Genomic DNA, 23,299 nt, shown 5'->3' on the forward strand with positions numbered 1-23,299 from the left:
CCAATTAATCGCGACACGCTTTAATTCGCCTTAAGTTGCTTACCCAACGCTGTCTTCAGAACCGGAAAGCGACCGGTCACCTATCGGAAGGACGGCGGAGGTACGTCGGGTTCCGTGCATTTGTGTCATCATCATGCACGGCTATAGCAAACCGAAGTTTTGTCAGGAGGGCTATACCACTGTTGTAAGCGGATTTTTTCGTTTGGCACGATACATGCGTTGGCTGTCTGCAACGGTACCAGGAAGCGTGGTAATGTTGATTAAGGGTAAAAAATGGATCTAGGGCTTGACGGCAAGGTGGCAATGGTGGCGGCTGCCTCCAGCGGCTTAGGTTTGGCCACAGCTGAGGAGTTAGCCAACGAAGGCTGCCGCCTGTCCATCTGTGGGCGGGATCCGGGGCGGCTAGAAAGAGCAGTGGATCGGTTGCGCAGCACAGGCGCCGAAGTGCTGGCGCGCGCGACCGATGTAACGGACTGCGCGGATGCAGCAGCTTGGGTTGCCGAAACAGCAGAGCATTTTCGATGTATCGACATCTTGATGACAAATTGCGGTGGCGTTTCTGCCGGGCCTCCCTCGGCCATGACGCCTAAGGATTTCGACGATGCGTTTGACCGAGTGCTTTTACCTTCGATAAATCTAGTTACGGCTGCCTTGCCATATCTGCGGCGCTCGCGGGCGGGGCGAATATTGATGCTCGCTTCCGAGGCTATCGTCCGGACCCCAATACATTTCGCGCTGTCGGGTGTCGCACGAGCCGGGCTAGTGCCTTACTGCCACACGCTCGTACAAGAATTGTCGGGGGAGAGCATCACCGTAAACGTGCTCGCTCCTGGAGCACACAGCACCGCGATTCACGAAGCCAATCGGCTCGGCGACCACGCCGAAGCCATCCGTGCGCTCGAGGATAGGACCCCGGCCCGACGCCTTGGCGATCCCTCGGAATTCGCAGCAGTTGCTGCATTCTTGGCCAGCGCTCGCGCGGCCTATGTCAGCGGCGCCTTGATCGTCATCGATGGTGGGCTGAGTGCAACCGTCTGAACAATTCGTCGCACTAGGAGCCGTCGTATGAACGAAGCCAACACAAACAGAACCGTCATCGATCTCGGCCGTTCAATCGCACATGCGCGTATTCGCGATCGTCCTGAGCAGGAACTCACTTTCCCGTTTAGTCTTCTGACGCTTGAAAATTACTCCGCCAACCGGCCGCCGCCGCGCCTCACAGTGCGCGATCAATTCAAGGTAGTCGGTCTTTCACAGCGCGAGTCGGGTTACTGGTATGAAATGAATTCTGAAGAGGTGGTTGACGCAGCTGAGGGAGTCGACGCCCTTCCTGAGTTTCAACGCGCCTATGGTTATGTCGACACGGTTAAACTCTATCCCACACGCGCCTGGATTGACGTGTACGAGGCGATGTTCCGCGATACGGAAGCGCTTACTTCATTTATTGCCACATGGCTGGTGCCGAGGCTTTTTACAGCTGAGAACCACGCCCTTCTGAGCGGGCCTTATGGACTCCCCAACATGTCCAGCATTGCTAACGTGGAGTGGGTCTCGGGGGATCTGGGCATCTGCGCTCTCGAGGCCTGCAACACGGTAGAACAGCAAGGGGCGACCGCGGGAGGTATGTTCCTCAACCCTCGCGATTACTGGAAAATGGTGCAGACCTCCGATGCTGTCCGAAAGCTTGAACCACGTGGAGTTCGCATCACTCGTACGCGGCTTGTGACGGAAAACCAAGGCATTGAGAGCGATTTTGACCTTGGCACGCGTCTTTTCGAGGCAGGTTCCGCCACGGTGAAGATTGGAGAAGCCGGCAAAGCGGCGGATGGTGGCCGAATTTACCAGCTTGGAGCTTCATTCAAGGAGCGCCTTGTCGTCAGCCTGCCGATGGCGGTTGTAATGTTCGAAATGAGCCAGATTGGGACGACGGAGGATCATCGCAATGTCTTCTTCTACTATGGTGTGCTCATGGCGGGTGGCGCGTTTATCGCGCTTCAGGACAATGCATTTATGCTACAGCTGACGGCAATTTGCTTCTGTCTAGCCTTCTATGCAGTCTATGGGTTGATCCCGGCCTCCATCAGCAAGACGGCCACGCCTGAAAACGCACATGAGTATATTCGCGATCGCCAACGTCTTTCTATGTTTCGGTACAACCTTTGGGAATTTCACGGGCGGCAAATTCAAAACAGCGTTGGGCCCCTAAGATATTTACTTTACTGTCGCGGGCGTCGCCGCTTTTGCGGTTTGCCTCACGCTGATCTTGCCTGCTGAACGATGACATTGACTTGAACTAAAGCGAAAATCATAGCTGGAATTGGTAATCTATTATGTCTGATACAAGTCGTAATTCTGAAATTGGCGCAGAAGCATACCAGGAGCTCTTCGGAATTGATGGCAAGGTAGTCTGCATTTCAGGCTCGAGCCGCGGTCTAGGGAAGTCGCTCGCCACCTGCTTTGGACGGTTGGGCGCGAGGATAGTCGTTTCCTCGCACAATATTGCAGAGCTGACCGAAGCAGAGGCCGAACTTGCGGGCCAAGGAATCAACGTGACGGCTATCCGCGCCGATGTGCGCTCGCAAGACGATTGCAAGGCGCTGATCAATGGCACGGTTGACCGGTTTGGGCAGATCGATGTGATGGTCTGCAACGCAGGTACCGACATCATTAAGCCAGCGCATTCATATGAAGAGCCGGAATGGGACGAAATCGTCGATACTAATCTGCGTGGTTACTATTATTGTGCCAAGTTTGCCGCCCAAGCAATGCTGGAGCAAGGCGACGGCAGCATCATAATGACTTCTTCGGTCGCCAGTTCGCTCGGCATACCGGGCCTGACTGTCTATGCCGCGAGCAAGGGTGGCGTCAATCAACTGACGCGCACCATGGCGGTTGAATGGGCCAATAAGGGTATTCGTGTAAACGCTGTCGCACCTGGATTCATCAACAACTTCATGGATGGGGTGCATCCTAATCTCGATAGCCCTTATCAGCGCCGCGCAATGGAACTCACTCCGATGCGACGCCGCGGCAATTTGTCCGAATATTTCGGGCCTTACATTTTCCTCGCGAGCCCAGCTGCATCGTTCATCACAGGCGAGATTCTCTATGTCGATGGGGGCTACGCCGCGAGCTGATGCAGGATTGCTTCGATGTTGTGGCGGTATTTGGATGAGGTTGGGCAATGTTAAACATAATACCAGATGAAGTGAACTTCCTAGATTGTACCTTGCGCGACGGTGGCTACTACACAGGTTGGGATTTCGCGCCGGAACTTGTGTCGGATTATGTCGCTACTATCAACATTCTCCCGGTGCGCATGGTCGAGCTGGGGCTCGCCGGAAAGCCTGAGAGCCACGGATATTTCGCCAGTGTGACGAGCTCTAAGGCCGAACAGGTGGCTGCTGGTCTCCTGGTCAAGGCATGCGTGATGATCGATGCCAAGGATGCGCTTGCGAGCGAACTGCCTATACCCCTTGCCATGATCCGCCTGACAGAAGGACTAGTGCCAGGGCATATCACGACCGTCCGCGTGGCGGCGCATTACAGCAGCTTGGCTGCCTGCCGGAACATTTGTGCTGAGTTGTCTCACAGGGGCTTCCGTGTGTTTTTGAATCTCATGCAGATCGATGCAGCAAATGCTGCAGAAATTGAGATGTGCGTGAAGGAGGTAAAGCAGATCGACACCATCGACGTGCTTTATATCGCCGATTCCTTTGGCTCAATGAAGCCGACTCGCGTTCAGGAGTTAATCGGCCGGTTTGCGGGTCGAATTGAGCCTGACATTGGATTCCACGGCCATGACAACCGCGGATATGCACTGGTCAACTCAGTGGCCGCCGCGATGGCGGGAGCGACCTGGATAGACTGCACCATGGGCGGCATGGGCCGCGGGGCAGGAAATACGGCTAGTGAGCAGCTCCTACCGATTCTCACTCGCCTCGAACCATCCAAGGAACGGGCACTCATCGAGCACGTCCTGCGGCACTTCGATCCGCTTCGCAAACGGTATGGCTGGGGCAGCAGCGCGGCATATCAATTCGCGGGCTCAAACTTCATCCATCCGTCCTATGTTCAAAAGCTACGTGAAGGCAGGGCATTGTCTGAGGCCGCGATTATCAGGCGCCTTTCGGACCTCCGGGCCGATGAACGGATGAGTTTTGCCAATGAAAAGCTGTCGGCGCTGATGGCGCAGGACATCGCCTGATCGCAGATATCTCTGTTGAGGTGCCCCCTTTTCCCAATTTTGAGGAAGCCATGGCTCTACCAAATGCGGTTGTGAAACCATCGGTCCTCCCGTCCGATCCACGGTTTTCATCAGGCCCTTGCCGTAAACATCCCGGTTGGAGCGTGCATCCAACTATGCTGCGCTATGTTGGACGAAGTCACCGGAGCTCCGAGGGAGCAGAAAGACTAGGAGAGGTAATCAGGCGCATGGCCTCTTTGTTAGAACTGCCTGATAGCTGGCTCTGCGGAATCGTGCCCGGTTCGGGCACTGGAGCCTGCAGCATGGCCTTACAAAATCTACTCGGCCCGTTTCCAGTCGAGACATTCTTGTCAGACAGCTTCTCGCAGTATTGGGCAAATGAGATTGATAAGTTGGCGCTTGCCCCCCAAAGCCGGCACATTTGTGCTTACGGAGATTTTCCGACCACTGGCAGGATCGACCCCAATCACGACATCGTTCTAGTGCTAAATGGCACCAGCAGCGGCGTTTGTCCCCCGGATCTTGACTGGATTCTTCCTGACCGTACCGGGCTTGTGATCGCAGATGCCGTTTCGGCAGCTTTTACGAGGCACATCGACTTCGATCGGATCGATGTTCTGTGCTGGTCATGGCAAAAGGCGCTTGGCGGCGAAGGCGGCCACGGTATGATCGCGCTCTCGCCCCGAGCCCAGGCACGGCTGAAAGCCGGCGGGCGTAAACCTGTAGCCAGGCTCATGAGACTGCACAACTCCGACGGGTCTGTGAACAATGCGTTCTTTGGCGGCCGGACGATCTCTACCCCCAGCATGTTCGCCGTCGAGGATATCCACTCTGCGCTCGACTGGGCCGAAGCGTGCGGCGGACTACCCGCGCTTCTGAACAGGGTTGCCAATAACTATGCTGTGATGGCCGGCTGGGTGAACTCTACTCCTTGGATTGATTGGACTTGCACCAATCCGGCAGCACGCTCCGCCTGTTCAATTACTCTTCGGCTTGTACGAGAGCAGTTCGCTGCCGGCGAGAAGGGGGACGACGGTAAAATCGCTGGGGGAATGATCCGTCTACTCGAAGCCGAAGGCGCGGCTTTTGACATCTGGAGCTACGGTGACGCGCCACCGGGATTTCGGATATGGGCGGGGCCTACGGTCGAGGCAGATGACTTGTCGATTTTATGCGAGTGGCTGGCCTGGGCTTATAGTGAGACGTGCGAGGCCAGCATACCCACCGACGCGATAGTCATACGTGACAGAAAGCTTGTTCAGGGATGATATCATGACCAATGATACTCAACAAAGGCGGTCGATCTACTCAGAACATACTGCAAGTCTGTATTTCGTGTCCAACTGCCGGAGGAATTCTGTCCCCAGCGCGCAAATGGACTCCAGGAGTCGCCAGATGCAACGCAGCGTTGAGCCCGCAGGACATGGCCTTTTCGCGATAAGGTCCGTCCGCAAGGGCGAAATCCTTGGACGGTTCGTTGGCCGCCTCGTTCCGGCCGGTTCTATCGATGCCTATGTGGCGAAGGCGGGCAAGTTCGGCCATCAGGCTCACCCGCGCTGGTACGTTTGCCCCGAAAACGCTGATGAGATCTCACGGATCGGAGCAATCAATCATACTTGTGAACCGACTGTCGGCCTATCTGATGCACTCACGCTTGTGGCGATGCCACATATCGTCGCGAGCAAGGCGGGGGCCGTCGAGCCCCTGGTTGCGCAATGACCGGATCTCCGGCAGGCGGCTTTTCCGGCTGTAAGTGTGGCGCCCCACACTGCCGCGGCAAGATCACACGCGACGACTGGCGCATCAGAGCGTTGCAAGAGGCTTATCAAGGCTACTTTCCGCCGTTTAAGACGCGTGCGGTTCTGCCAGGGACGGAGTCGGCCTGTGCTCTGACCGCGGCCCTCGACAGCCTACCAACGCTCGAGCGTCCTCCCCAGACACTGGCAGATTGCTATGACGCGATACTTTTCGACGCAATGGGGGTCCTGATCAGGGAAAATGAAGCCCTCCCCGGCGCTGCTGATATCTTGGCCCGACTCAATATGTCCGGTCAGCCTTACTACATCGTGACGAATATCAGCAGTGGATCAGATGAAACGATATTCGCACGTCTCCGCGGCGCGGGACTTCCGATTCCGGCGGTCGACCGTATCGTGTCCGCAGGAGGGGTTGCGCGACATCGCGTACTCGAAGAGCTGGCGGCGGGGCGGCTAGTTTCGTATATGGGCAGTGCACACGCTGCGCATGACATCTTCGGCAAGCATCCAAATCTTCATTGCGCTGAAACGGCCGAGACATTCGACACACTGGTAGTGCTCGATGACGAAGGCTTCGATTTTAAACGGGCTGCCGATCACACCCTGTCGACCTTTCAACGCAGACTGATCGAGACGGGCGAAATGCCCCGTATTATAGCGGCAAACGCGGACATCATTTATCCTAGCAAGAACGGCTCACTCGTCTTTGGACCAAGCATAATAGGGCCAATGCTTCAGGCAGGACTAGCGCCCTTCGGAGCTCCTCCAATCTCAGTAGAGATTATGGGCAAGCCAGGAAGAGCGATTTTCGAAGAGTGCATCGCTCGGGCCGGCACCGACCGTCTTTTGATGGTCGGCGATCAGGTTGATACTGATATTAAGGGCGCAAAGGCTGCCGGGCTCGACGCACTTCTCGTAACCACTGGCCTCAACAACTGCGGCAAGTTGCGTCCAGACGAGAACGGCGCTCCCGATTATGTCGCAAAGAACCTCGATCAGATCTTCGACGGCAGTTTGTTTCCACACCTTTGATCGGCGATGCATTCCAGTACAACAAATGAGGTTTGGGCAGCTTGAAGCGAGAATCGCGGAGTGGATAAGGCGGGTTTTGGCGGCAGCGGTTATCCCCCAACTTTCTCTCTGAGCAGATCCGTCTTCGCGTCGCGAGCACGCGCCGCGCACTCCAAGCATTCGCTAGTGAGCGGGCAGCTCAGGCTGTACAGCACTGGGCATGAGGGGGTCGATGTTGCTGTGTTGACCAGCCATTGACGATGCGCTCGAGGGTTTGGGTAAGCCTGGCGCCAGGCGTGCGGATCGACCTGGTTCATCTTGGCGGTGGCCAGCCTGATCGCACGCTCGACAGTGTTGGACTCAAGCTCGATGCAGCCGTCGACGAGGAAGCGCTCGAGCACGGCACACGCCGGCCGAGCGCATAGCTGCTTCATCGGCAACAGCGCCCCGAGAAGGAAGGTAAAATGTCTCTCACCCAACTCTCCGATCGTCTTTGGGAGTTTCGAGATACTTGTTACGTTTGCGTTCTGAAAAGCGGCGACGAGTGCCTTCTGATCCGGCGCTATTTTCCAGTCACACTGTCTGTATCGGACGAGTCGACTGGTGTTGCATACCCACCATCATAGAGATCAGTGTTGGGGAAGGGGCAAAAATTGCTGTACCGGAATATGAACGCCATGCGCTGGACATGAAGGCGGCGATCGGCGAAGTATCGCGCTTCAACGAACCGCCGAACCTCGTCAGCTATCTCGGCCTGAATCCCAGCGTCCGGCAATCCCGGCCGGGTCCTGCGTACCCATAGACGAATCCAAGCGGGGACCGCGGTGCGCGGTTGCCACGCGTTTTCGGGTGTACCTGTGCAATGGCACCCAAAATGCCCTCTTCATATGCTACAGTATTCATCATAAATACGCAACAAAAACTTATACATAAATGTATTTACCAATTGCATAGGTGCGTGATAAGTTAGAGGTAGTTCAACATGTGAATGGATAAAGAAAGATTACAGGCTAATACACCAAAATTGAACATTATAATATGTGTGTCGTAATGGTTGCGGAAAAGGCCATCTGGCAATAATCGGTCTTTAAGTATTATGTCTTTCGTCATTCGAAATGGATCCAAGAATGCATGCCGACGTGAAAAAAGTGCTCGCAGAATATGAGGCGTGTCATCGGCGAGACTCCGACGTGCTGCTTTCTCTGCCGGATGCTCCGCAGGCAGTTTTACTTTCGGTTGGCCCCGTTTCTGGCCAATTCATGAATTCCCTTCTTAAGGGATCAAAGGCGCGCTCCATTCTTGAGCTTGGGACGTCGTATGGCTATTCGACAATCTACCTGGCCGAGGCCGCGCGCGCGAATACCGGGATCGTGACGAGTTGCGATTTTGATGTGGAAAAGCAAACCTTCGCGAACGACAGGCTGAGACGAGCCGGACTGGAGGATCACGTTGTTTTCCGTGCAGGAGATGCAATCCAAATAATTGAGAGCTTAGAAGGAGAGATCGAGTTCTGTCTGATCGATCTCTGGAATAGCTATTATATTCCAGCCTTTGATGCGCTTTATCCAAAGCTCGCTCCGCTGGGCTACGTCATCGCCGATAATATTAGTAGTCCTGATCCGGTCGCTGGTGAGGGTTACCGCCAACACATCCGCCTGAGGAAGGATATCGAGTCGGTCCTGCTGCCTATAGGATGGGGCTTGGAGCTTTCGAGGCGGCGTGCAAGCAGCTGATTGTTCTGTCGTAGAGGAAATAGCCGAATTGCTTCACGGATTAAGGAATTTCGAAGACAAGCCGCATTGGGAGTAAAAGAAACATGAGGATAATGTCTTTCAAGCCGGGCCATGATGGCACAATTGCAGCGTTGGATGCGTCGGCAGGCGAGCTGATTTGTTCATACGAGGCTGAGAAGGATAGCTTTCGCAGATATTCGACCATCAATCCCACTACCATCCTCGAAGCCGCTGGGCGCCTAGATGCCATTCCGGATATCATTGCCGTCGGTGGGTGGGACACACGATTTCGCCACGACCCGGTAGGATACTACGGCATAGCTCAGGGATCGGATGTTGTCGGCGAGAGGACCTTCTTCGGCAGGAAGGTGCATTTCTATTCCTCGACGCACGAGCGCTCCCATCTCTGGGGCTCATACGGCATGTCGCCGTTCCCCGCCGGAATGCCCTGCTATGTGCTGATCTGGGAAGGTGTGTTCGGCGATTTCTATGAAATCGATGAGTATCTGCAGGTCGTGCATCGGGGAAAAGTGATGGCGTATCCTGGTGACAAATATGCTTTCCTTTATGCGCTTGCCGATCCAAAATTCACCTTGCCCAAAGGACCACCGCGTATCGAAGACGCCGGCAAGGTAATGGCGCTTTGCGCCTATGGGCAGACCGGATCGCCTGACCGAGACGAGCAGGCGCTGATTGATTTCCTGCTTCCAAGCGATCAGTACCCGGTGTCCAAGGAGGATCTTCGGAATTCGCCTTACTACAACATTGGCGTAACTCATCAGAAGTTTACCAACCTCGCCAGGCGCGTTTCGGACGCCACCTTCGATTCCTTCCACACCTTTGCGAAGAAGAACTTGACAAAGGGGTTCCCGCTGCTGATTGCCGGCGGCTGCGGGTTGAATTGTGAGTGGAACCGCCGATGGATCGAAACGAACCTCTTTTCCGACGTTTTCATCCCACCGTGCACAAATGATACAGGCTCAGCGATCGGGACCGCAGTCGACGCGATGCGGCATTTCACCGGCAAGGCTAAGATCAAATGGAACGTCTATTCAGGCCAGCCTTTCATACTTGACGAAATCGACCGGACCGGGCTCGAGGTCCGTCCACTCGACTACAGCCAAGTGGCCTCGGCGTTGCTCGGCGACAAGGTGATCGGCTGGGTACAGGGGAATTGCGAAATCGGGCCACGAGCGCTCGGCAACCGGTCAATTCTCGCGGCGCCTTTCTCAACGGCAACGCATGAGAGGTTAAATCGCATCAAGAACCGGGAGGGTTTCCGCCCGATCGCGCCCGTTTGCCTGGAGGAGGATGTCGCGCTCCACTTCGATTTAGCTCGCCCTTCGCCCTATATGCTTCTTTTCCAGAAGGTTCTCGATAGCCGATTGAGAGCCGTCACGCACGTTGACGGCACAGCGCGGGCTCAGACCGTATCGCACGAACAAAACCCGCGCCTGTTTCAGTTGCTCACTTCGTTCAAAGCGAAAAGCGGGGTTGGCGTTCTCTGTAACACATCGCTGAACTTCAACGGAACCGGCTTCATCAATCGTGCAAGCGACTTGCTAGCTTATGCTCGGGCCGCAGGACTCGACGGATTCGTGATCAACGATGCCTTTTATCTCCTCAAGGTAAGCATCCGGTAGGGCTTTCGATTACCCACATCGTCGTCGGCCTATTGCCCCATAGGAATCTGCCATGATTCTGCCCGTGACGGACGCCGAATCACGGAGGCGTCACGGATGGGAGACAAGACCAGCAGCAGCGAAGCCGCTTGGCAGGAGGAAGAGCTTTCCGCAGCAGCCCTTCCCGATAAGCGTCTTGTCGGTCTCGGGATTTCGGATTAACCGGACATCGATTCCGGTAAATCCGGGACAGTCGTTTCACTAAATCGCGGACAGTCTCGCGGGATCGACTTTCGTTCGCCTGGTTGATGTCATTTGTTATTGATTTCGGCGTTTCGCGTTTCGGTCAAGAGCGAGGTTTGCTTTTGCTTCCGCATGCTATCGCCCTCGAGCGCAATTCGGTGAGAGTTGTGAACGATGCGATCGAGGATGGCGTCAGCGATCGTTGGTTCCCCGACCATCTCGTGCCACTGCGCCACGGGGAGTTGGGCGGTGATCAGCGTGGATTTTCTGCGGTAGCGCTCTTCGAAGATTTCCAGGAGATCGAGCCGCTGCTGGATCGCCGAGTGCATGGGTTCCCCATCGAGGATGAGCAATTGAACATGCGCGAGCTTGTCGACCAATCGGGGAAACCGACCGTCGAGGCGCGCCAGCGCCAAAATCCTCGAAGAGAGGGCATCCGGACATCGAGAACGGAATAATCGAGGCGGGCCGTCTGCCGTCCGATGGCGCAGGCAAGCCAGGTTTTGCCCGTTCCGGTTTGTCCGGTCAGGATCAAGTGCTCATGGGCTTTGAGCCATTCGCCTTGGGCCAAGGGAGAGAAGCTGTCTGCGGTCAAGGGCGCGATGAGCGGCGAAGTCGATATTCTCGATGCAAGCATCGGGGAAGCGCAGTTTGGCGATTGCAAGCCGGTTGGTCAGGCGCTTGTCACCGCGTACGGCCATCTCCCGGCCGAGCATCAGACCCAGCCATTCATCGCGGTTGAGATCGCCCTCGGGCTGATTGGCCAGTTCGCAATATGCCGCCGCCATGCCGGATAGGCCGAGGGCGTGCATCTGCTCGCATGTCAGTGTCTTCCTTCTTCACTGGTAATAGGAGCTGCCGCGGATGTTGCCATGCGCCGGGGCTGGCTTGACCGGCTCGGCGACAGGCGAGGCCTGATCGAGGCCGGATTTGAGGATGGTGCTGACGGAGGAATAGCTGAGCGCATTGATGGTCAGAGCCCGATCGCACGCCGCCTCAAGACGCTCAGACCCGTAACGGCGCGCGAGCGATAGAACGCCTTGAGCGGCGCGATATCCCTGCTGCGGATGAGGCCTGTCGCGCATCAGCCGCTCGACCAGGATCGCCGTGTTGCGGCCAATCTTTGCCGCCTGCTTCATCCGCCTCGCCGGGGTGGTGTTGGCATAGTGCTGATGCGTCTTAGGCATATGCTCGTTGACGGTGACGTGACCAGACCGCTGGGACGTCCGGCGGTGACTGGCGAACCGTTGGTGATCATGGAAGACCTCGACAATCCGGCTTGTCAGCCGGACATCGAATCTGGCGGCCAATCAGGCGGTGCGGCACGGAGTAGAAGGCCTTGTCGACCTCGACATGATAGTCGGGATGAACCTTTGCCGATTTCCATTCGGCATATTCGAATGGCGTTGCCGGCAAGGGGGCGAGTGCGTCATGCTCGATCGCCTCGAAGAGCTGACGGCGGGATTTGCCAACTCGCCGCATCGGCCGCTTATTGAGGTCGTCGAGAAGCTGGCTGATCCGTACGTTGAGATCGACGAGGCTGAAGAAGCGGTCGTTTCTCAGCCGGGCCAGGATCCAGCGCTCAACGATGAGAACGCTGCCTTCGACCTTGGCCCTGTCCTTCGGCCGTTTTGGACGGGTCGGCAGGATCGTCGTGTCGTAATGCTCGGCGAAGGCTGCAAAAGTGGCGCTCAAACCACAAGGGCTTGGCAATGCCGGCCTTGAGGTTGTCGCAGACGATCGCTTTCGTCAGGCCACCGAAGAAACTCAGCGCCCGTTGCTGACCCTCGATCCAGTCCGGCAGCCGTTGAGTGAAGCTCGCATAGGCGAAGGTGTACAAGGAGGCCGGCAGAACCGCGACGAAGATCTGCGCCGGCCGGATCTCGCCCGTCGCCGGATCGATCACCGGGACGGTGTGGCCCGCGTAGTCGGTCTGCATCGCCGCGCCGGCCGTGTGGCGATTGCGGAAGGTGGCGCTGGCGCGCTGTTCGAAAGCGACGAAACGCTCACAGAACCATGTGTACCCATAACCGTTTGCGTGCCGTCCGCGATATTCCTGCCACAACAGCGTCAGCGTCACGCCCTTCCGCTTCGGTTCACTGGCGATCTTGCCCCAGTCGGGCTCGTGCATGTCCTGGGGCGGGCGGCCGCGACGATGGAACAGGCGACGCTGCAAAACAGCGTCCTCGTCAAGCCCAGGCGGCAACGGCCAGCCCGTCAGCCCGGCCTCACGCGCCCGCAGCAGGTAGGTCGAAATGGTCGTTTTGCTGATCTTCAGCCGTTCCGATATCGCACGAACGGCAAGCCCCTGTTCGTGCGCCAGTCTCAATATCGATCGAATGTCCTTCACACTCGTAAGCCTCGCCTGCTTCCGTTTCGCCATTCACCGCACCCCTCTCAAATCGGGGTCCAGAATGGCAAAACAGCGCGTACGAAAGCCAATCTCTTTTATCGCCGAAAGACTGTCCGGGATTTACCGGAATCGCTATCCGGGAATTAGCGGAAATGCTGTCCCGGATTTAGTGAAATCTCTGTCCGGGATTTAATGGAATCCCTGTCCGCGAATTACCGAAACCCGCAGTCCGTCGACTTCGACGATTGCTGGATCAGCTGTGAGCTGCCCCGGGCAAGCCAATCCCGGCGGCCTTAGGCGACCGGGCGGCTGCGAAGGCGGCCTACCGCTTCTTTGACAACCCACGCGTGACTGAACATAGCGTTCTTGCCGGCCATTTCGCAGCCACCGCGGCGCGCGTTGCGGCGAGCGCGCTCATCGCCGACATCCCACATAGCCGGCTTCCTGAATTGCTACCGTGGGAATGGAGGTAATGAGCGTGGACATGGCGGCCGCCCGGGCAGCGCCGCGTTCGGAATCGGCGAAGAGCCACGACTGTCGTCCCAAAGCAAAGCCTCCGAGCGCCCGCTCGGCGGCATTGTTCGTGAGGCAAATTCTGCCGTCGTTGAGAAAGCCGGTGAAGCGGTCCCAGCGCCTGAGCAGATCATCGATCGGATTAACGACCGAGGCCGAGCGGGACAACCGGGAGCGCTCATCCCGCAGCCATGCTTCCAGAGCGGTCAACAGGGGGCCGCTCTGTTCGTGCCGCACGCCCAGGCGTTCTTCAGCCTCGAAGCCGTTGATGGCGCGCTCGATCTCGTGTTCGACATCGAGCGCGACATCACTGGACTGGCTGCCGAGCAACGCCTCGCCGCCAAGTCGAAAGGAGCGCGCCGCTCGGCGCCGAACTCGAAGCATGGATGCGCGGCGAGCGGGCTCCGAATCCTGTGGCCTCCCACTGATCTTCTCCAACGTGCCGCGGTGTTACCTGAAATCCGATTGCAAAGCCGAACAGGCATGGCTGCGGAACAACACAGCGTGTGGCCACAAAGTCAACTCGGTTTCGCGTTGGAGAACAGTTCCTCCGCGTTCAAATGCATGAGGCGGGTAATCAACTCGGGGACGGCACCGCGGTCAATCCAACTGCGATCAACCAAAGTCGAAATGGCCTCCGCGATGCCTCTGCGCGCGATCACACTGTGGCCTACGACATTCTCTGCAACGATATAGTCCCCTCCGAAAGTGAGAATCTTGTTGGTAGGGACCGACACAAGGAATTCAGCAAGGAAACGAACGGATGCGACCGGGTTGATGATCCACGCCCAACACATGTCGACATATGCATTGCTGTACTGCTTGCTAAGCGCGATGTATTCGTCTTGATACGGATAGCCAATGTGCATAAGCACAAATCGGATGTCCGGATAAGATTGCAGCAATCTGCAGACGTCGTTCGCGTTCTCCCGCACTCTGGCTAGGGGCATGAAATCTTTGCCGGCAAGATATCCGGTGTGAAGTTTCACAGGCAATCTATAATCCTGGGCTTTTCTTAGGCAGTAGTGAAACAGGTAATCCTCAAGTGCCTGAATGCCCTCCGGGCCGATGAACGGCCGCGCTGCGACGAGTGTCGAAAAATTGCGCTCCGCAACATGTCGATCGACATGTGCGAAGTTCAAGGCTCTGTAATAGGCTCCTACGTACTTTACCGCGACCGCCTGCCTTCCAAAGCGCTCGAAATAGTGGTCGATCGCCGCCAGCCAATCATCGAAGGAATTGATCTCGACGCCAAGTTCTGATTTCACCTGCTCAATGTCACGAAGGCTGCACCGGCTCAGCTCCATGATGCTGAGATCCTGTCCGAGAAGCGACGGCTGAGCGGTCTCCATGAATATCCGCTCTAGAGAATTCACTTGGCACTGCGAGATGCGACAAACATCTTTCAGAATATGGTCGTAGAAGCCAGGCTTCTTTATTTCATGATATTTGCTGGCGAGCAGCTCTATGTTTTCCAGGGCAAAAGATTTGACGCCGTAGAGTTCCTTGATCGTGATGCTCAGTGCCTGCGCATAACCTGTACGTTGAACCCGCTCCCAATAGGGCGAGACAATCGTGAACTTGGCAAGCGCGGAAACCTCGGGATCATAAAACCGCTGCTGGTCCGCTGCGCTCATCCCCGCACAATGAAGATCATCCTGGAGATATTCTCTGAATAGCAGAGACCAATCATCGCAGGGTAGAAGCCTGTCGTTCAGTGGAGCAATGCGCCTAGACTCCTCGACCAGATGCTCGTGCGTGTCCGCGAGGACAGTTTCCGCAACTTTCTCGTGAATCCAAGCCATGGCCTCGGTGCCGATCATCGTATATCCTTCCAGTTTCGAACCGCTGCCTAGGGTCTAGCTTCTAAGGGTGTTCTGGTTGCGCGGAATTAGACTCTCCGTCTGACTGGGCCTTCAGTACGGCTTGAGAAGCTGTCGCGTCTGATTGATTGGGCCTGGAACGCTAGCGGCGGGGGGGCTGCAAAACAACCGTATAAAAAGTCATGTACCGCAGGACTAAATGTTATCAGGCGGATGGCAGGCCTGGATGACCAGGTGATATCTCATCTCGCTGGGTGCGCAACTGGTGCTGCCTTGATGTCCGCAGCCGACGCTGGCGGGACCGGATTGAGATCTGCGACCTGTGTGAAGCCAATTGCGGAAGATCTGGACGTCGTCTCGCTCAATTGCGGTATCCGGAATTACCAAATGATGTTTTCGGCCAGTGAAATAGCTTTCACTCAGAGGCCTTATCCAAGGTGCCTGCAGCCCCCTTTCTCGCCCTAAAATAGCACTTGCCGTCCTGGCGGCGAGCGTGCCGGCTTCAGCGTGCTGAACGGCCCTTCCTCCGAAATCGGGGGGAACTGACTGCCAAATCCAATGGTGCGCAAAACTCACCTTTACCGGTTCTACTGAAGTCGGCGTCAAACTGTACGAGCAGAGCGCCAAGACCATATGGAAGCTCGGTCTCGAGCTCGGCGGCAACGTCCCCTTTATCGTTTTCGAAGACGCCGATCTCAACGCCGCCGTTGAGGGCTGCGTTGCGGCGAAGTTCCGCAACAACGGTCAGACCTGCGTAATGCGCCAACCGAATATACGTCCAGGATGCACGTCTACGACGCCTTCGCGGCGGAGGCTGGCCGAGATGGTTAGCAAGCTCAAGGTCGGCGACGGGTTCGAAGAGAGCGTCATTCTGGTCCCTCATCGACCAAGCCACCCTCGACAAGGTACAGGAACATGTCGACGACGCCGTCGCCAAGGACGCCCGCATCGCTGCTGGCGGAAAACGGCACAGGCTCGGGGGTACCTTCGATCAGCCGACGATCCTCACCGACGTCACCCGCGACATGATCGTCACCAACGAGAAATCTTTGGGCCGCTAGCTCCCGTATTCCACTTCACCACTGAAGCAGAAGTCGTCGCCCAAGCCAACGACACCGAGTTTGGACTTGCGTCCTACTTCTACTCCCGCGACTGGCGCGCGTCTTCCGCCTAGCGGAAGCGCTCGACTACGGAATGGTCGGGATCAATCCGGGTCTCATCTCCACAACCGACGCGCCCTTCGGAGGCGTCAAACTTTCAGGCCTCGGTCGAGAGGGTTTCAGATACGGCATCGAAGACTTTATCGAGATCAAATATCTGTGCATCGGGGATCAGCTGACGACAATAGCAGACACAGAGCGCGCCCGATTCAAACCAGCGCGCTCAAGTGCCCCGCCGATCGCCGTCAAATGGCTGAAGGAAAGACGATCTGCCCGTCGGATTCGTGCCTGCCGACCGGCAAGTTCTTCGCGAACTCATCATCAGCAGGATGCCGCCAGATCCGCGATACATCACGGTGCCGGCCTCTTCTCGGGGCAGTCCGCTTGACGGACGTCCTTCGCGGCGCATCCAGCATGGCTCCATCAATGGCACGGACGGGCGAGCTTCTTGCACGCTCCCGTGCACACTTGCACAAGCTGCATTGTCAAATTATCATAAAGTTGACATTCTGACGATCTAGCACTTCCTCGGATCAGAGCCACTATGTCAGACGATTGCCCGACGCCGTTCAAAGACCTTCAGGCAGCGGCGCTTGCTTTAGTCGTATGTGTTATATTCCTGACATTCCTGATGCTTTTCGGTCCGATCGTTGGCGTGATAACGGGGTAAAATATCCGTGCAATCGTTTAAGTTAGAATACACGCGATACACATCGTTTTGATATTTAAGAAAACATACAAATAATTCTTTAGTATCTTGCGAGCAGATGCGTGTGGTAAATGCAGGTTTTCGGTTACTCGGATCGCCATATCGTGCTGTCGCCAGCAGATGTCACTTGGCATTACCGCCCCCGCTCTGAATGCCACCGCCCCGCGGCGAGCCTTCTTAAAAGGGGATGTTCCCCACCGTATCGGGCCACCAAAGGCGGGCTGAACTCCAAGCTGCACGCCGTCTGCAATGGCGAAGGACGACCGCTCATCCTGCCTCTGAGTATGGGTAGCATCGATCATGATGCGCTCTGGCTCCGGCCCTTCGCCGGCAAGGGCCGCGAAAATGCGGTCGAATACCCCCGTCCGGCTCCCCGTCGGCGCGTCCTTCCACTGCAGGCCGTTCCGGATCACATAGACGATGCCGCTCACCACCCGCCAGTGATCGACTCGCAGAACGCCATGCGAGAGCGGGAAATATGGCGATATCCAGCGCCATCTGGCGCTCACTCAGCAGAAACAAATCACTCATCAAGTACTCCCTCAATAGAGACCTTGAATCAAACGGGCATCCGACCCGCAAGGAAATTAATAGGTCCTGAGCCTAAATAGCGCAAGAATCTCCGGCGAGCCGTCAGTGAGGCAGGCAAGAACGCCCGTGACGTCCTGCTCGACCTGATGAAGACCTGCAGCAAGCTCGACATCTCATTCTTCCCTATCTCGACGACCACCTCGGCATACCCGCACAAGAGCCGATCCGGCCCCGCCCGGACCTCGTTAGGTAAGCCGCTCAAGCCTGACTACCCGGTAATATGCCCCGGTTACACCCGCACTCGATTAACTCCTTAAAACAGATGAGAGACGGGACGCGACCCCGTTTAATGTCCGCCTGTTAGGCAAGACCGGCCCTTTTTGATGAGCCGAGCCAAGAAAGACGACTTATCGGACTTTTCCTGATGCACCAGGAGCTATTGTGCCGCTTGTCGAGCGACGGCGCAGGCAATCTCTAGTGCGTTTAGCGGCATTGGCACCAACTCCGTCAGATCTGTTGCATGTGTTTCCAGGAATCCAGCCGCCGCGGCGGACGAAATGGACATCAGCATCGGCGGCTGGAAGGCGAACAGTGGCAGGGACGAAAGCCGCGCGCGCTCCTCCTCAAAACTGCTCGGCTCATAAGTGGCTGCTATCTTCTGCGCGAGATCCGGGATCGAAAATGCGGTAGCTCCCGATAACTCGTAGCACCGGCCGGCATGGCTAGCCGGATCGCCCAGCACAGCAAGCGCCGCTTCGGCCAGATCCGCTCTTGCGACTGCGGAAATCCGACCCTCGCCAAATGGCGTGGCAATCACCCCGCCGCGCGGCGCGGCGAGAGCGCCAATCAGTTCTGCATAGAGACCGTTGCGAAGGATGGTCCAGGCCATGCGGCTTGCCCGAAGGTCGCGCTCGGTCCAGCGATGAGCCAGGGCAAAGCCGAGATGATCGCTAGCATAGGTGAGGCTCGTATAAACGACGTGCTTCACCCCCTGCGCGCGAGCGGCAGCCAGAACGGCACCATGCCGACGCATCACGCTATCGTCTTCGGCAGAGCCGGCCGAAGTCAGCAACATGGTCTCAACCCCGGCGAAGTCAAGCGTTTCAGGTCTGTCGAAGTCTATGTGTCGGTCAGCAGTGGCTGCTCTGCTGCCGGTGAGAATCGCAATGCCCTTCTGCCGCGCCCGTGCCACGATCTGCGATGCCAACTGGCCCGAGGCTCCGGTGATGAGGATCATGGCTCTTCCTTTCATGGATATGTGGTGCGCGATCCAAGGTTATCGATGTGCTCAGATCATTTTTCATTGGCCCGCCGGAAACCCGCTCCGACGTCTTCAGCTTGTGCTAACAGACGATGTCGCAGTCGGTTTCGCTGAGCCAGCCTGCTGGTCTTCCGTCTAACCTCACGCGCAAGAACGGTACCACTTCATTCCGCCCAAGTCGGCGTGGCATCGGTCCCGCCGCGGGCGCAAGGCATTCAGAACGGCCTTTCCAGCACTACCGCGCGTCCCGGGCAAACTTTAAGACGGATTCGCCCTTTGCCCCATCATCTCCTCACCGGAAATAGATTAACCCGCAGGTCGCAGAGATAGCAGGCCACATCACATCCTGGACCAAAGCTTGCCGCCGGTCGCCCAGTTGTTAGGCTCATACTCATCGAACACCACATGGATTTGTTCTGGCCTTAAGTTCATCTTGTCACAGAACAGCTTTGTGATCTCAGCGACCAAATGTGCTTTCTTATCGTCATCAGACTTGAACGTTTCGATATGGATTACGGGCATAGCTTGCTCCTTTGTTTTCTCTGGCGAGCAGGTTGATAACAGTTGGCGGCGCGCTCTAAGCGCCCCTTGCTCAAAACTCTGAAATGCAGGCGCTAAAGCATTGCCTCGACGATCTCCAAACCAAGGCCGGGCATGGTGGAAGCGAGGTTTGACCGTCTGTGATGCGAATTGCGCTCTTTCATGATCACGTCGAGAGCGATCCTCGATCGTGTCGATCGGATACATGACGTTCGCTCCTTCATTGACAAAGTGTCGCTCAGTTGGAACGCAACGGTGCCGTCATCCTCCGCGATCAAGATTTTGCGGTTTATGAGCTCTTGTTCTCCCACTCGTCCCTCCGAGGTCCAGAAGTCGATTAGCTTAATCGCCGTGTTTTCGAAAAGCGGCACGCTATCCCGAGCAAACCGCTCGCATCCTGTCCTTCTTTTCCTCGGTCGGTCCGTAGTGCCGCAGTCGTAGATCATTGGCGTAGCCTTGCCTTCGTGAGTTTTGCTGCATGGCCGTAGATTCACGTAGTCATGGGGGTCGAACTAGGTTCTAGCTCATGAGACATTCGTCAAAAGGATAGTTTGAAAGCAACTCGTAGCCGTCTGACGTTACGAGCAATTGCTCCTCAAGCTTGACGCCGTCTCGTTCGCCGACGGCGCCAATATAGCTTTCAACACATATTACCATGCCTGCTTCGAGTGTCGCGTCATACGCTACCGGACCTCGGAATGATGGTTTAACTTGCGGATATTCATCGCACATGCCAACTCCGTGTATAACGCAGGGGTAAGCTTGCTCCCGAAATTCTTCGGGCACTGGCCAAGCTGAAGCTTGCAGATCCTTCATGCTAACCCCTGGTCGAATAAGCTTCATGTTGGTCTGCAATTCGTCATACGCCAATTGGTACAGTTGGCGCTGGCGCGCACTGGGCGGGTTCTTTCCGTAGTAGAATGTCCGTGAAACGTCACAGAAATACCCAAATGGCCCCACCATATCCGTGTCGAATCCCACTAGGTCACCCGGCTCGATGACCCGCTGGGTAGCTTCCTGCAGCCACGGATTAATTCGCGGCCCGGAAGCGAGCATCCGTCCCTCATGCCAGCCGCCTTGGTTGGCGAGGTTGGTGTAATTGAGAATGCCCCAAAGCTGCACTTCTGTTACGCCTGGGCGCATACTCTCCTGCATGCGTGCAATGCCGTGCTCGGCCACCGCGCATGCCCAGCGGATACACGCAATCTCGTCCTCTGATTTGATAACCCGCGCCCCTTCTACGATGTTGACTGCGTCAACTACCTCCAGCCCGCGCTGCTGTAGGGCATGAGTCACGCTAGGATTGACGTATTCAACCGCTACCTTGCGATTGGTGGTCCCGATTTCGCTCAAGAAACCTACAATATCGTCGGCTAGGAGTTTTGCGGCATCCAACAGTTCGTTACCGCCCTCAAAAAACGAAATAGGCCTTCCCTGCCTCACACTGTCCGTGGAAGATCCGTTGCTGTCGGCGGCTAGGTGAAGGGTGATTGGACCATCGAGGGGAACAAAGACATAGGTGGCCGGAATATGCGACTGAAACAAGGGAAAGACATTGTAGTCGATCGCATATCGAATGGTAATCGGGCTCACCAGGACGCACATTGCGACATCAGCTTGGCGCATTGCCGCTCTTAGTCGCTCTTTCCGGTATCCATCGAGCCTTTTAAAGTCGACATCCGGCATTGGTCGAAACTGCCGCAAGTCGCTCCAGTTGTCATAGAGTACCAACCCATCCGGACCTGTTGAACTCAATTTGGAATTCGTCATAGAGCGCTCGTACATGGTCCCAGCATGCTGCTGATCAGTCACGCAGAAATGCTACGGTCGTGAGCTATAGGCAGCGGCGCACCGCACTTCAAATGAGTATTAGTGGCTGGCCGCATTACCAGGAGTCATGACCATGTCCGACGGTCGTAAAAGGCTGCACGAGGCCGTTACCGATGTCCAGCGCGCCGCAACTTCAGCTTGTCCGCCGCATGACTTCTTGGACGTTTGCAAACCGGCGGTATGAAGGCCCAGATCATTAGGGCACGACCACCGGAGATACCCGCTCCGACGTCTTCAGCTCCTGCAATCAGACGATGCCGTAGTCGGTTTCACTAAACCACTTCAGTAGCACGGGAAGCCGGGCATTGCCGCCATTCACGTTGAAGGTTGTGATGCGCGTCATTCCGACCGTTTTATCTCTGAATCGGCCAGACGAGCTCGCCCGCCCGACCGCTCGGTGCTTGAGGCGGCGGGGTCGAAAGCGTCCGCAACGGCATCCTTCTTCGCGCGAGGAAGGAGCGTCATAACGAGAATGAAAGCCGAAAGCACCAGGCACACACCGTTGGTGATGATAAGGGGCCACTCGTTCTTCAGAATTCCGAAGGTCAGCCAGAACGCAAGTCCCAGCACGTAAATGGCATACATCGGTGCTGAAATGCTGCTCGTGTCCCGGGTTTTGATGATCTTCCAGACTTGCGGGGTAAAGCTGGTCATCGAGCATAGAGCCGCGAGGTAACCAATAACCGTGACCCAATCCATGTGCGAGATTGCCTGCTGGCTTTTCCGTTTAACCCCTTCGGGTGGTTATCGCGGCAGAGCGGCTCAGGCTAGTCGGCAGCCCTTAAGTAAAAAACGCGCAACGGCACTGCGACATTGCGCACACGTCGGCGTGACTTCGTTTACCTCGACGGGGCGAAAGGCATCCAAAGCGGATCCGGGCCTGATGGAACAGATGTGCTAACCGTTAATGAGCCTCGTATATCGAGCTTGCAATGCGGCTAAACAGCGATGCAAGAAGTATAAGACAGCGGCTGATCGAACATCAAATGAGTATTATTGATGGGCCGGATAACCAGGTGTCATGGCCACGTTTGCGGATCAGCTTCAACTCGGTCGGAGCCGGCCCCAACGCCACATCTGTCTCTGATCTCTCCTGGGGGCCTGCAAAAGCTGCCACGGAATCGCCATCGATGTCCAACGCGCCATGACTTCAGCTTGTCCGCCGCATGACTTTTTGGACGCTTGCGAACAGGCCGTATGCCGGCATAGATCAGTAAGCAGGCCGCCGAAACTACTCACTAGGCCTCATCACTTTTACTGGGCACTCGATACTATGACGCATTCCAAGAAAGTGGTTATCGTTACTGGCGCAACGTCCGGGATAGGGGAGGCCGTCGTAGAGGCCTTCGCCGCGACAGGGGCGTCGCTCGTATTGGTCGGCCGCGATCGAGAGCGGGGCCGGCGAGCTTTAGAGTCGGTTCAGAAGCTCGATTGTCCGGCCGAATTGATGCTGGGCGATGTCGCTGACTCGGCCTTCGCCACCCAAGTGATTGAATGTACTGTAGAAAGGTTCGGAAAGCTCGGCGTCTTGGTCAACAGCGCCGGGATCATCCGACGTGGAAGCGCGGTCGAAACCACGGATGACGATTGGCGCCAGACTTTCGACGCCAATGTCAGCGGTGTGTTCTACTTCAGCCGCGCCGCAGTGAAGGCTATGAGAAAAACCGGCGGCGGAAGCATTGTCAACATAGCCTCGAATGTGGGGTTGGTTGGCTGTCCCGGGCTGGCTGCCTATTGTGCATCGAAGGGCGCGGTCGTTTTGTTGACACGCGCCATGGCGCTCGATCACGCCAAAGAGCAAATCAGCATCAATGCCGTCTGCCCCGGCGCCGTTGATACACCCATGCTTGTGTCTGCCCATAGCAAGCCAGTTAGCGTGGATGAGGTCCTCCAGAGGAACATCGATTCCATACCCCAGGGTCGCGTGGCGACTCCGAAGGAAATCGCAAGTTTGACGCTGTTCCTCGCGAGCGAGGAAGCCAGGCACATCACGGGGGTTGCTATTC

At 56.5% G+C, this 23,299-nt stretch carries 18 protein-coding genes and 5 pseudogenes; 14 read left to right on the forward strand and 9 right to left on the reverse strand.

Annotation, left to right across the window (positions count from 1 at the left end):
* The first annotated feature begins 273 nt into the window (after nucleotides 1-273).
* From BQ8482_RS31835 to BQ8482_RS31885, 11 genes are all read left to right on the forward strand, one after another.
* Nucleotides 274-1,038: an SDR family oxidoreductase gene (locus tag BQ8482_RS31835; RefSeq protein WP_123151191.1), complete on the forward strand. Its 765-nt coding sequence runs from the start codon at nucleotides 274-276 to the stop codon at nucleotides 1,036-1,038.
* 27 nt (nucleotides 1,039-1,065) lie between these two features.
* A complete protein-coding gene (locus BQ8482_RS31840) occupies nucleotides 1,066-2,274 on the forward strand; it encodes a family 3 encapsulin nanocompartment shell protein (RefSeq protein WP_123151192.1) in 1,209 nt (402 codons plus the stop codon).
* Between the two features lie 56 nt (nucleotides 2,275-2,330).
* The gene (locus tag BQ8482_RS31845) at nucleotides 2,331-3,137 is read left to right on the forward strand and encodes an SDR family NAD(P)-dependent oxidoreductase (protein WP_165848801.1); all 807 of its coding nucleotides are present in this window, start codon (nucleotides 2,331-2,333) and stop codon (nucleotides 3,135-3,137) included.
* Nucleotides 3,138-3,184: 47 nt separating this feature from the next.
* Nucleotides 3,185-4,207, forward strand: coding sequence for a beta/alpha barrel domain-containing protein (locus BQ8482_RS31850; RefSeq protein ID WP_123151193.1), 1,023 nt, complete (start codon nucleotides 3,185-3,187; stop codon nucleotides 4,205-4,207).
* Nucleotides 4,208-4,509: 302 nt separating this feature from the next.
* Nucleotides 4,510-5,475: a PLP-dependent aminotransferase family protein gene (locus BQ8482_RS31855; RefSeq protein WP_244603070.1), complete on the forward strand. Its 966-nt coding sequence runs from the start codon at nucleotides 4,510-4,512 to the stop codon at nucleotides 5,473-5,475.
* A 4-nt stretch (nucleotides 5,476-5,479) separates the two neighbouring features.
* Nucleotides 5,480-5,926, forward strand: coding sequence for an SET domain-containing protein (locus BQ8482_RS31860; RefSeq protein WP_133254874.1), 447 nt, complete (start codon nucleotides 5,480-5,482; stop codon nucleotides 5,924-5,926).
* Nucleotides 5,923-6,996: an HAD-IIA family hydrolase gene (locus BQ8482_RS31865; RefSeq protein WP_123151195.1), complete on the forward strand. Its 1,074-nt coding sequence runs from the start codon at nucleotides 5,923-5,925 to the stop codon at nucleotides 6,994-6,996. The genes BQ8482_RS31860 and BQ8482_RS31865 overlap by 4 nt, the downstream gene beginning before the upstream one ends.
* Before the next feature lie 275 nt (nucleotides 6,997-7,271).
* Nucleotides 7,272-7,400, forward strand: coding sequence for a hypothetical protein (locus BQ8482_RS40805; protein WP_425294154.1), 129 nt, complete (start codon nucleotides 7,272-7,274; stop codon nucleotides 7,398-7,400).
* Nucleotides 7,401-7,663: 263 nt separating this feature from the next.
* Nucleotides 7,664-7,777 (forward strand): transposase, encoded by a 114-nt coding sequence (locus tag BQ8482_RS31875; protein ID WP_425294155.1) that lies wholly within the window; start codon nucleotides 7,664-7,666, stop codon nucleotides 7,775-7,777.
* A 325-nt stretch (nucleotides 7,778-8,102) separates the two neighbouring features.
* Nucleotides 8,103-8,708: an O-methyltransferase gene (locus BQ8482_RS31880; RefSeq protein ID WP_165848802.1), complete on the forward strand. Its 606-nt coding sequence runs from the start codon at nucleotides 8,103-8,105 to the stop codon at nucleotides 8,706-8,708.
* A gap of 92 nt (nucleotides 8,709-8,800) precedes the next feature.
* Nucleotides 8,801-10,351 carry a carbamoyltransferase C-terminal domain-containing protein gene (locus tag BQ8482_RS31885; RefSeq protein ID WP_244603071.1) on the forward strand — a complete coding sequence of 517 codons (1,551 nt, stop codon included), beginning with the start codon at nucleotides 8,801-8,803 and terminating at the stop codon, nucleotides 10,349-10,351.
* A 290-nt stretch (nucleotides 10,352-10,641) separates the two neighbouring features.
* Here BQ8482_RS31885 and istB read toward each other — a convergent pair.
* Nucleotides 10,642-11,385, reverse strand: a pseudogene (istB, locus tag BQ8482_RS31890) (IS21-like element helper ATPase IstB).
* A gap of 27 nt (nucleotides 11,386-11,412) precedes the next feature.
* Nucleotides 11,413-12,956: pseudogene (gene istA / locus BQ8482_RS31895) on the reverse strand (IS21 family transposase).
* A 248-nt stretch (nucleotides 12,957-13,204) separates the two neighbouring features.
* Between istA and BQ8482_RS39790 the strand changes: the two are divergent.
* A pseudogene (locus BQ8482_RS39790) lies at nucleotides 13,205-13,399 on the forward strand (transposase DNA-binding-containing protein); the annotation flags it as partial.
* On the opposite strand, the pseudogene BQ8482_RS31905 reads toward BQ8482_RS39790, so the two are convergent.
* A pseudogene (locus BQ8482_RS31905) lies at nucleotides 13,392-13,724 on the reverse strand (IS66 family transposase); the annotation flags it as partial. The pseudogenes BQ8482_RS39790 and BQ8482_RS31905 sit on opposite strands and share 8 nt — an antisense overlap.
* 233 nt (nucleotides 13,725-13,957) lie before the next feature.
* The gene (locus BQ8482_RS31910) at nucleotides 13,958-15,262 is read right to left on the reverse strand and encodes an amidohydrolase family protein (protein ID WP_123151198.1); all 1,305 of its coding nucleotides are present in this window, start codon (nucleotides 15,260-15,262) and stop codon (nucleotides 13,958-13,960) included.
* Nucleotides 15,263-15,728: 466 nt separating this feature from the next.
* On the opposite strand from BQ8482_RS31910, the pseudogene BQ8482_RS31915 reads away from it, so the two are divergent.
* Nucleotides 15,729-16,591, forward strand: a pseudogene (locus BQ8482_RS31915) (aldehyde dehydrogenase family protein); the annotation flags it as partial.
* Between the two features lie 518 nt (nucleotides 16,592-17,109).
* On the opposite strand, the gene BQ8482_RS31920 reads toward BQ8482_RS31915, so the two are convergent.
* From BQ8482_RS31920 to BQ8482_RS31950, 5 genes are all read right to left on the reverse strand, one after another.
* Complete coding sequence (locus BQ8482_RS31920; protein WP_244603072.1) at nucleotides 17,110-17,562, reverse strand: hypothetical protein; 453 nt, start codon at nucleotides 17,560-17,562, stop codon at nucleotides 17,110-17,112.
* Between the two features lie 536 nt (nucleotides 17,563-18,098).
* A complete protein-coding gene (locus BQ8482_RS31925) occupies nucleotides 18,099-18,899 on the reverse strand; it encodes an NAD(P)H-binding protein (RefSeq protein WP_123151200.1) in 801 nt (266 codons plus the stop codon).
* Between the two features lie 363 nt (nucleotides 18,900-19,262).
* Nucleotides 19,263-19,670 carry a tautomerase family protein gene (locus BQ8482_RS39795; RefSeq protein WP_244603073.1) on the reverse strand — a complete coding sequence of 136 codons (408 nt, stop codon included), beginning with the start codon at nucleotides 19,668-19,670 and terminating at the stop codon, nucleotides 19,263-19,265.
* 312 nt (nucleotides 19,671-19,982) lie between these two features.
* Nucleotides 19,983-21,233 (reverse strand): M24 family metallopeptidase, encoded by a 1,251-nt coding sequence (locus BQ8482_RS31940; protein ID WP_123151205.1) that lies wholly within the window; start codon nucleotides 21,231-21,233, stop codon nucleotides 19,983-19,985.
* Nucleotides 21,234-21,632: 399 nt separating this feature from the next.
* Nucleotides 21,633-21,992: a SemiSWEET family sugar transporter gene (locus BQ8482_RS31950; protein ID WP_123151202.1), complete on the reverse strand. Its 360-nt coding sequence runs from the start codon at nucleotides 21,990-21,992 to the stop codon at nucleotides 21,633-21,635.
* A 574-nt stretch (nucleotides 21,993-22,566) separates the two neighbouring features.
* Between BQ8482_RS31950 and BQ8482_RS31955 the strand changes: the two genes are divergently transcribed.
* On the forward strand, nucleotides 22,567-23,299 hold a 733-nt coding region (locus tag BQ8482_RS31955; RefSeq protein WP_133254875.1), incomplete at its 3' end, for an SDR family NAD(P)-dependent oxidoreductase.

The organism is Mesorhizobium delmotii, from assembly GCF_900149755.1.
In the GTDB taxonomy this organism is placed as follows: domain Bacteria; phylum Pseudomonadota; class Alphaproteobacteria; order Rhizobiales; family Rhizobiaceae; genus Mesorhizobium; species Mesorhizobium delmotii.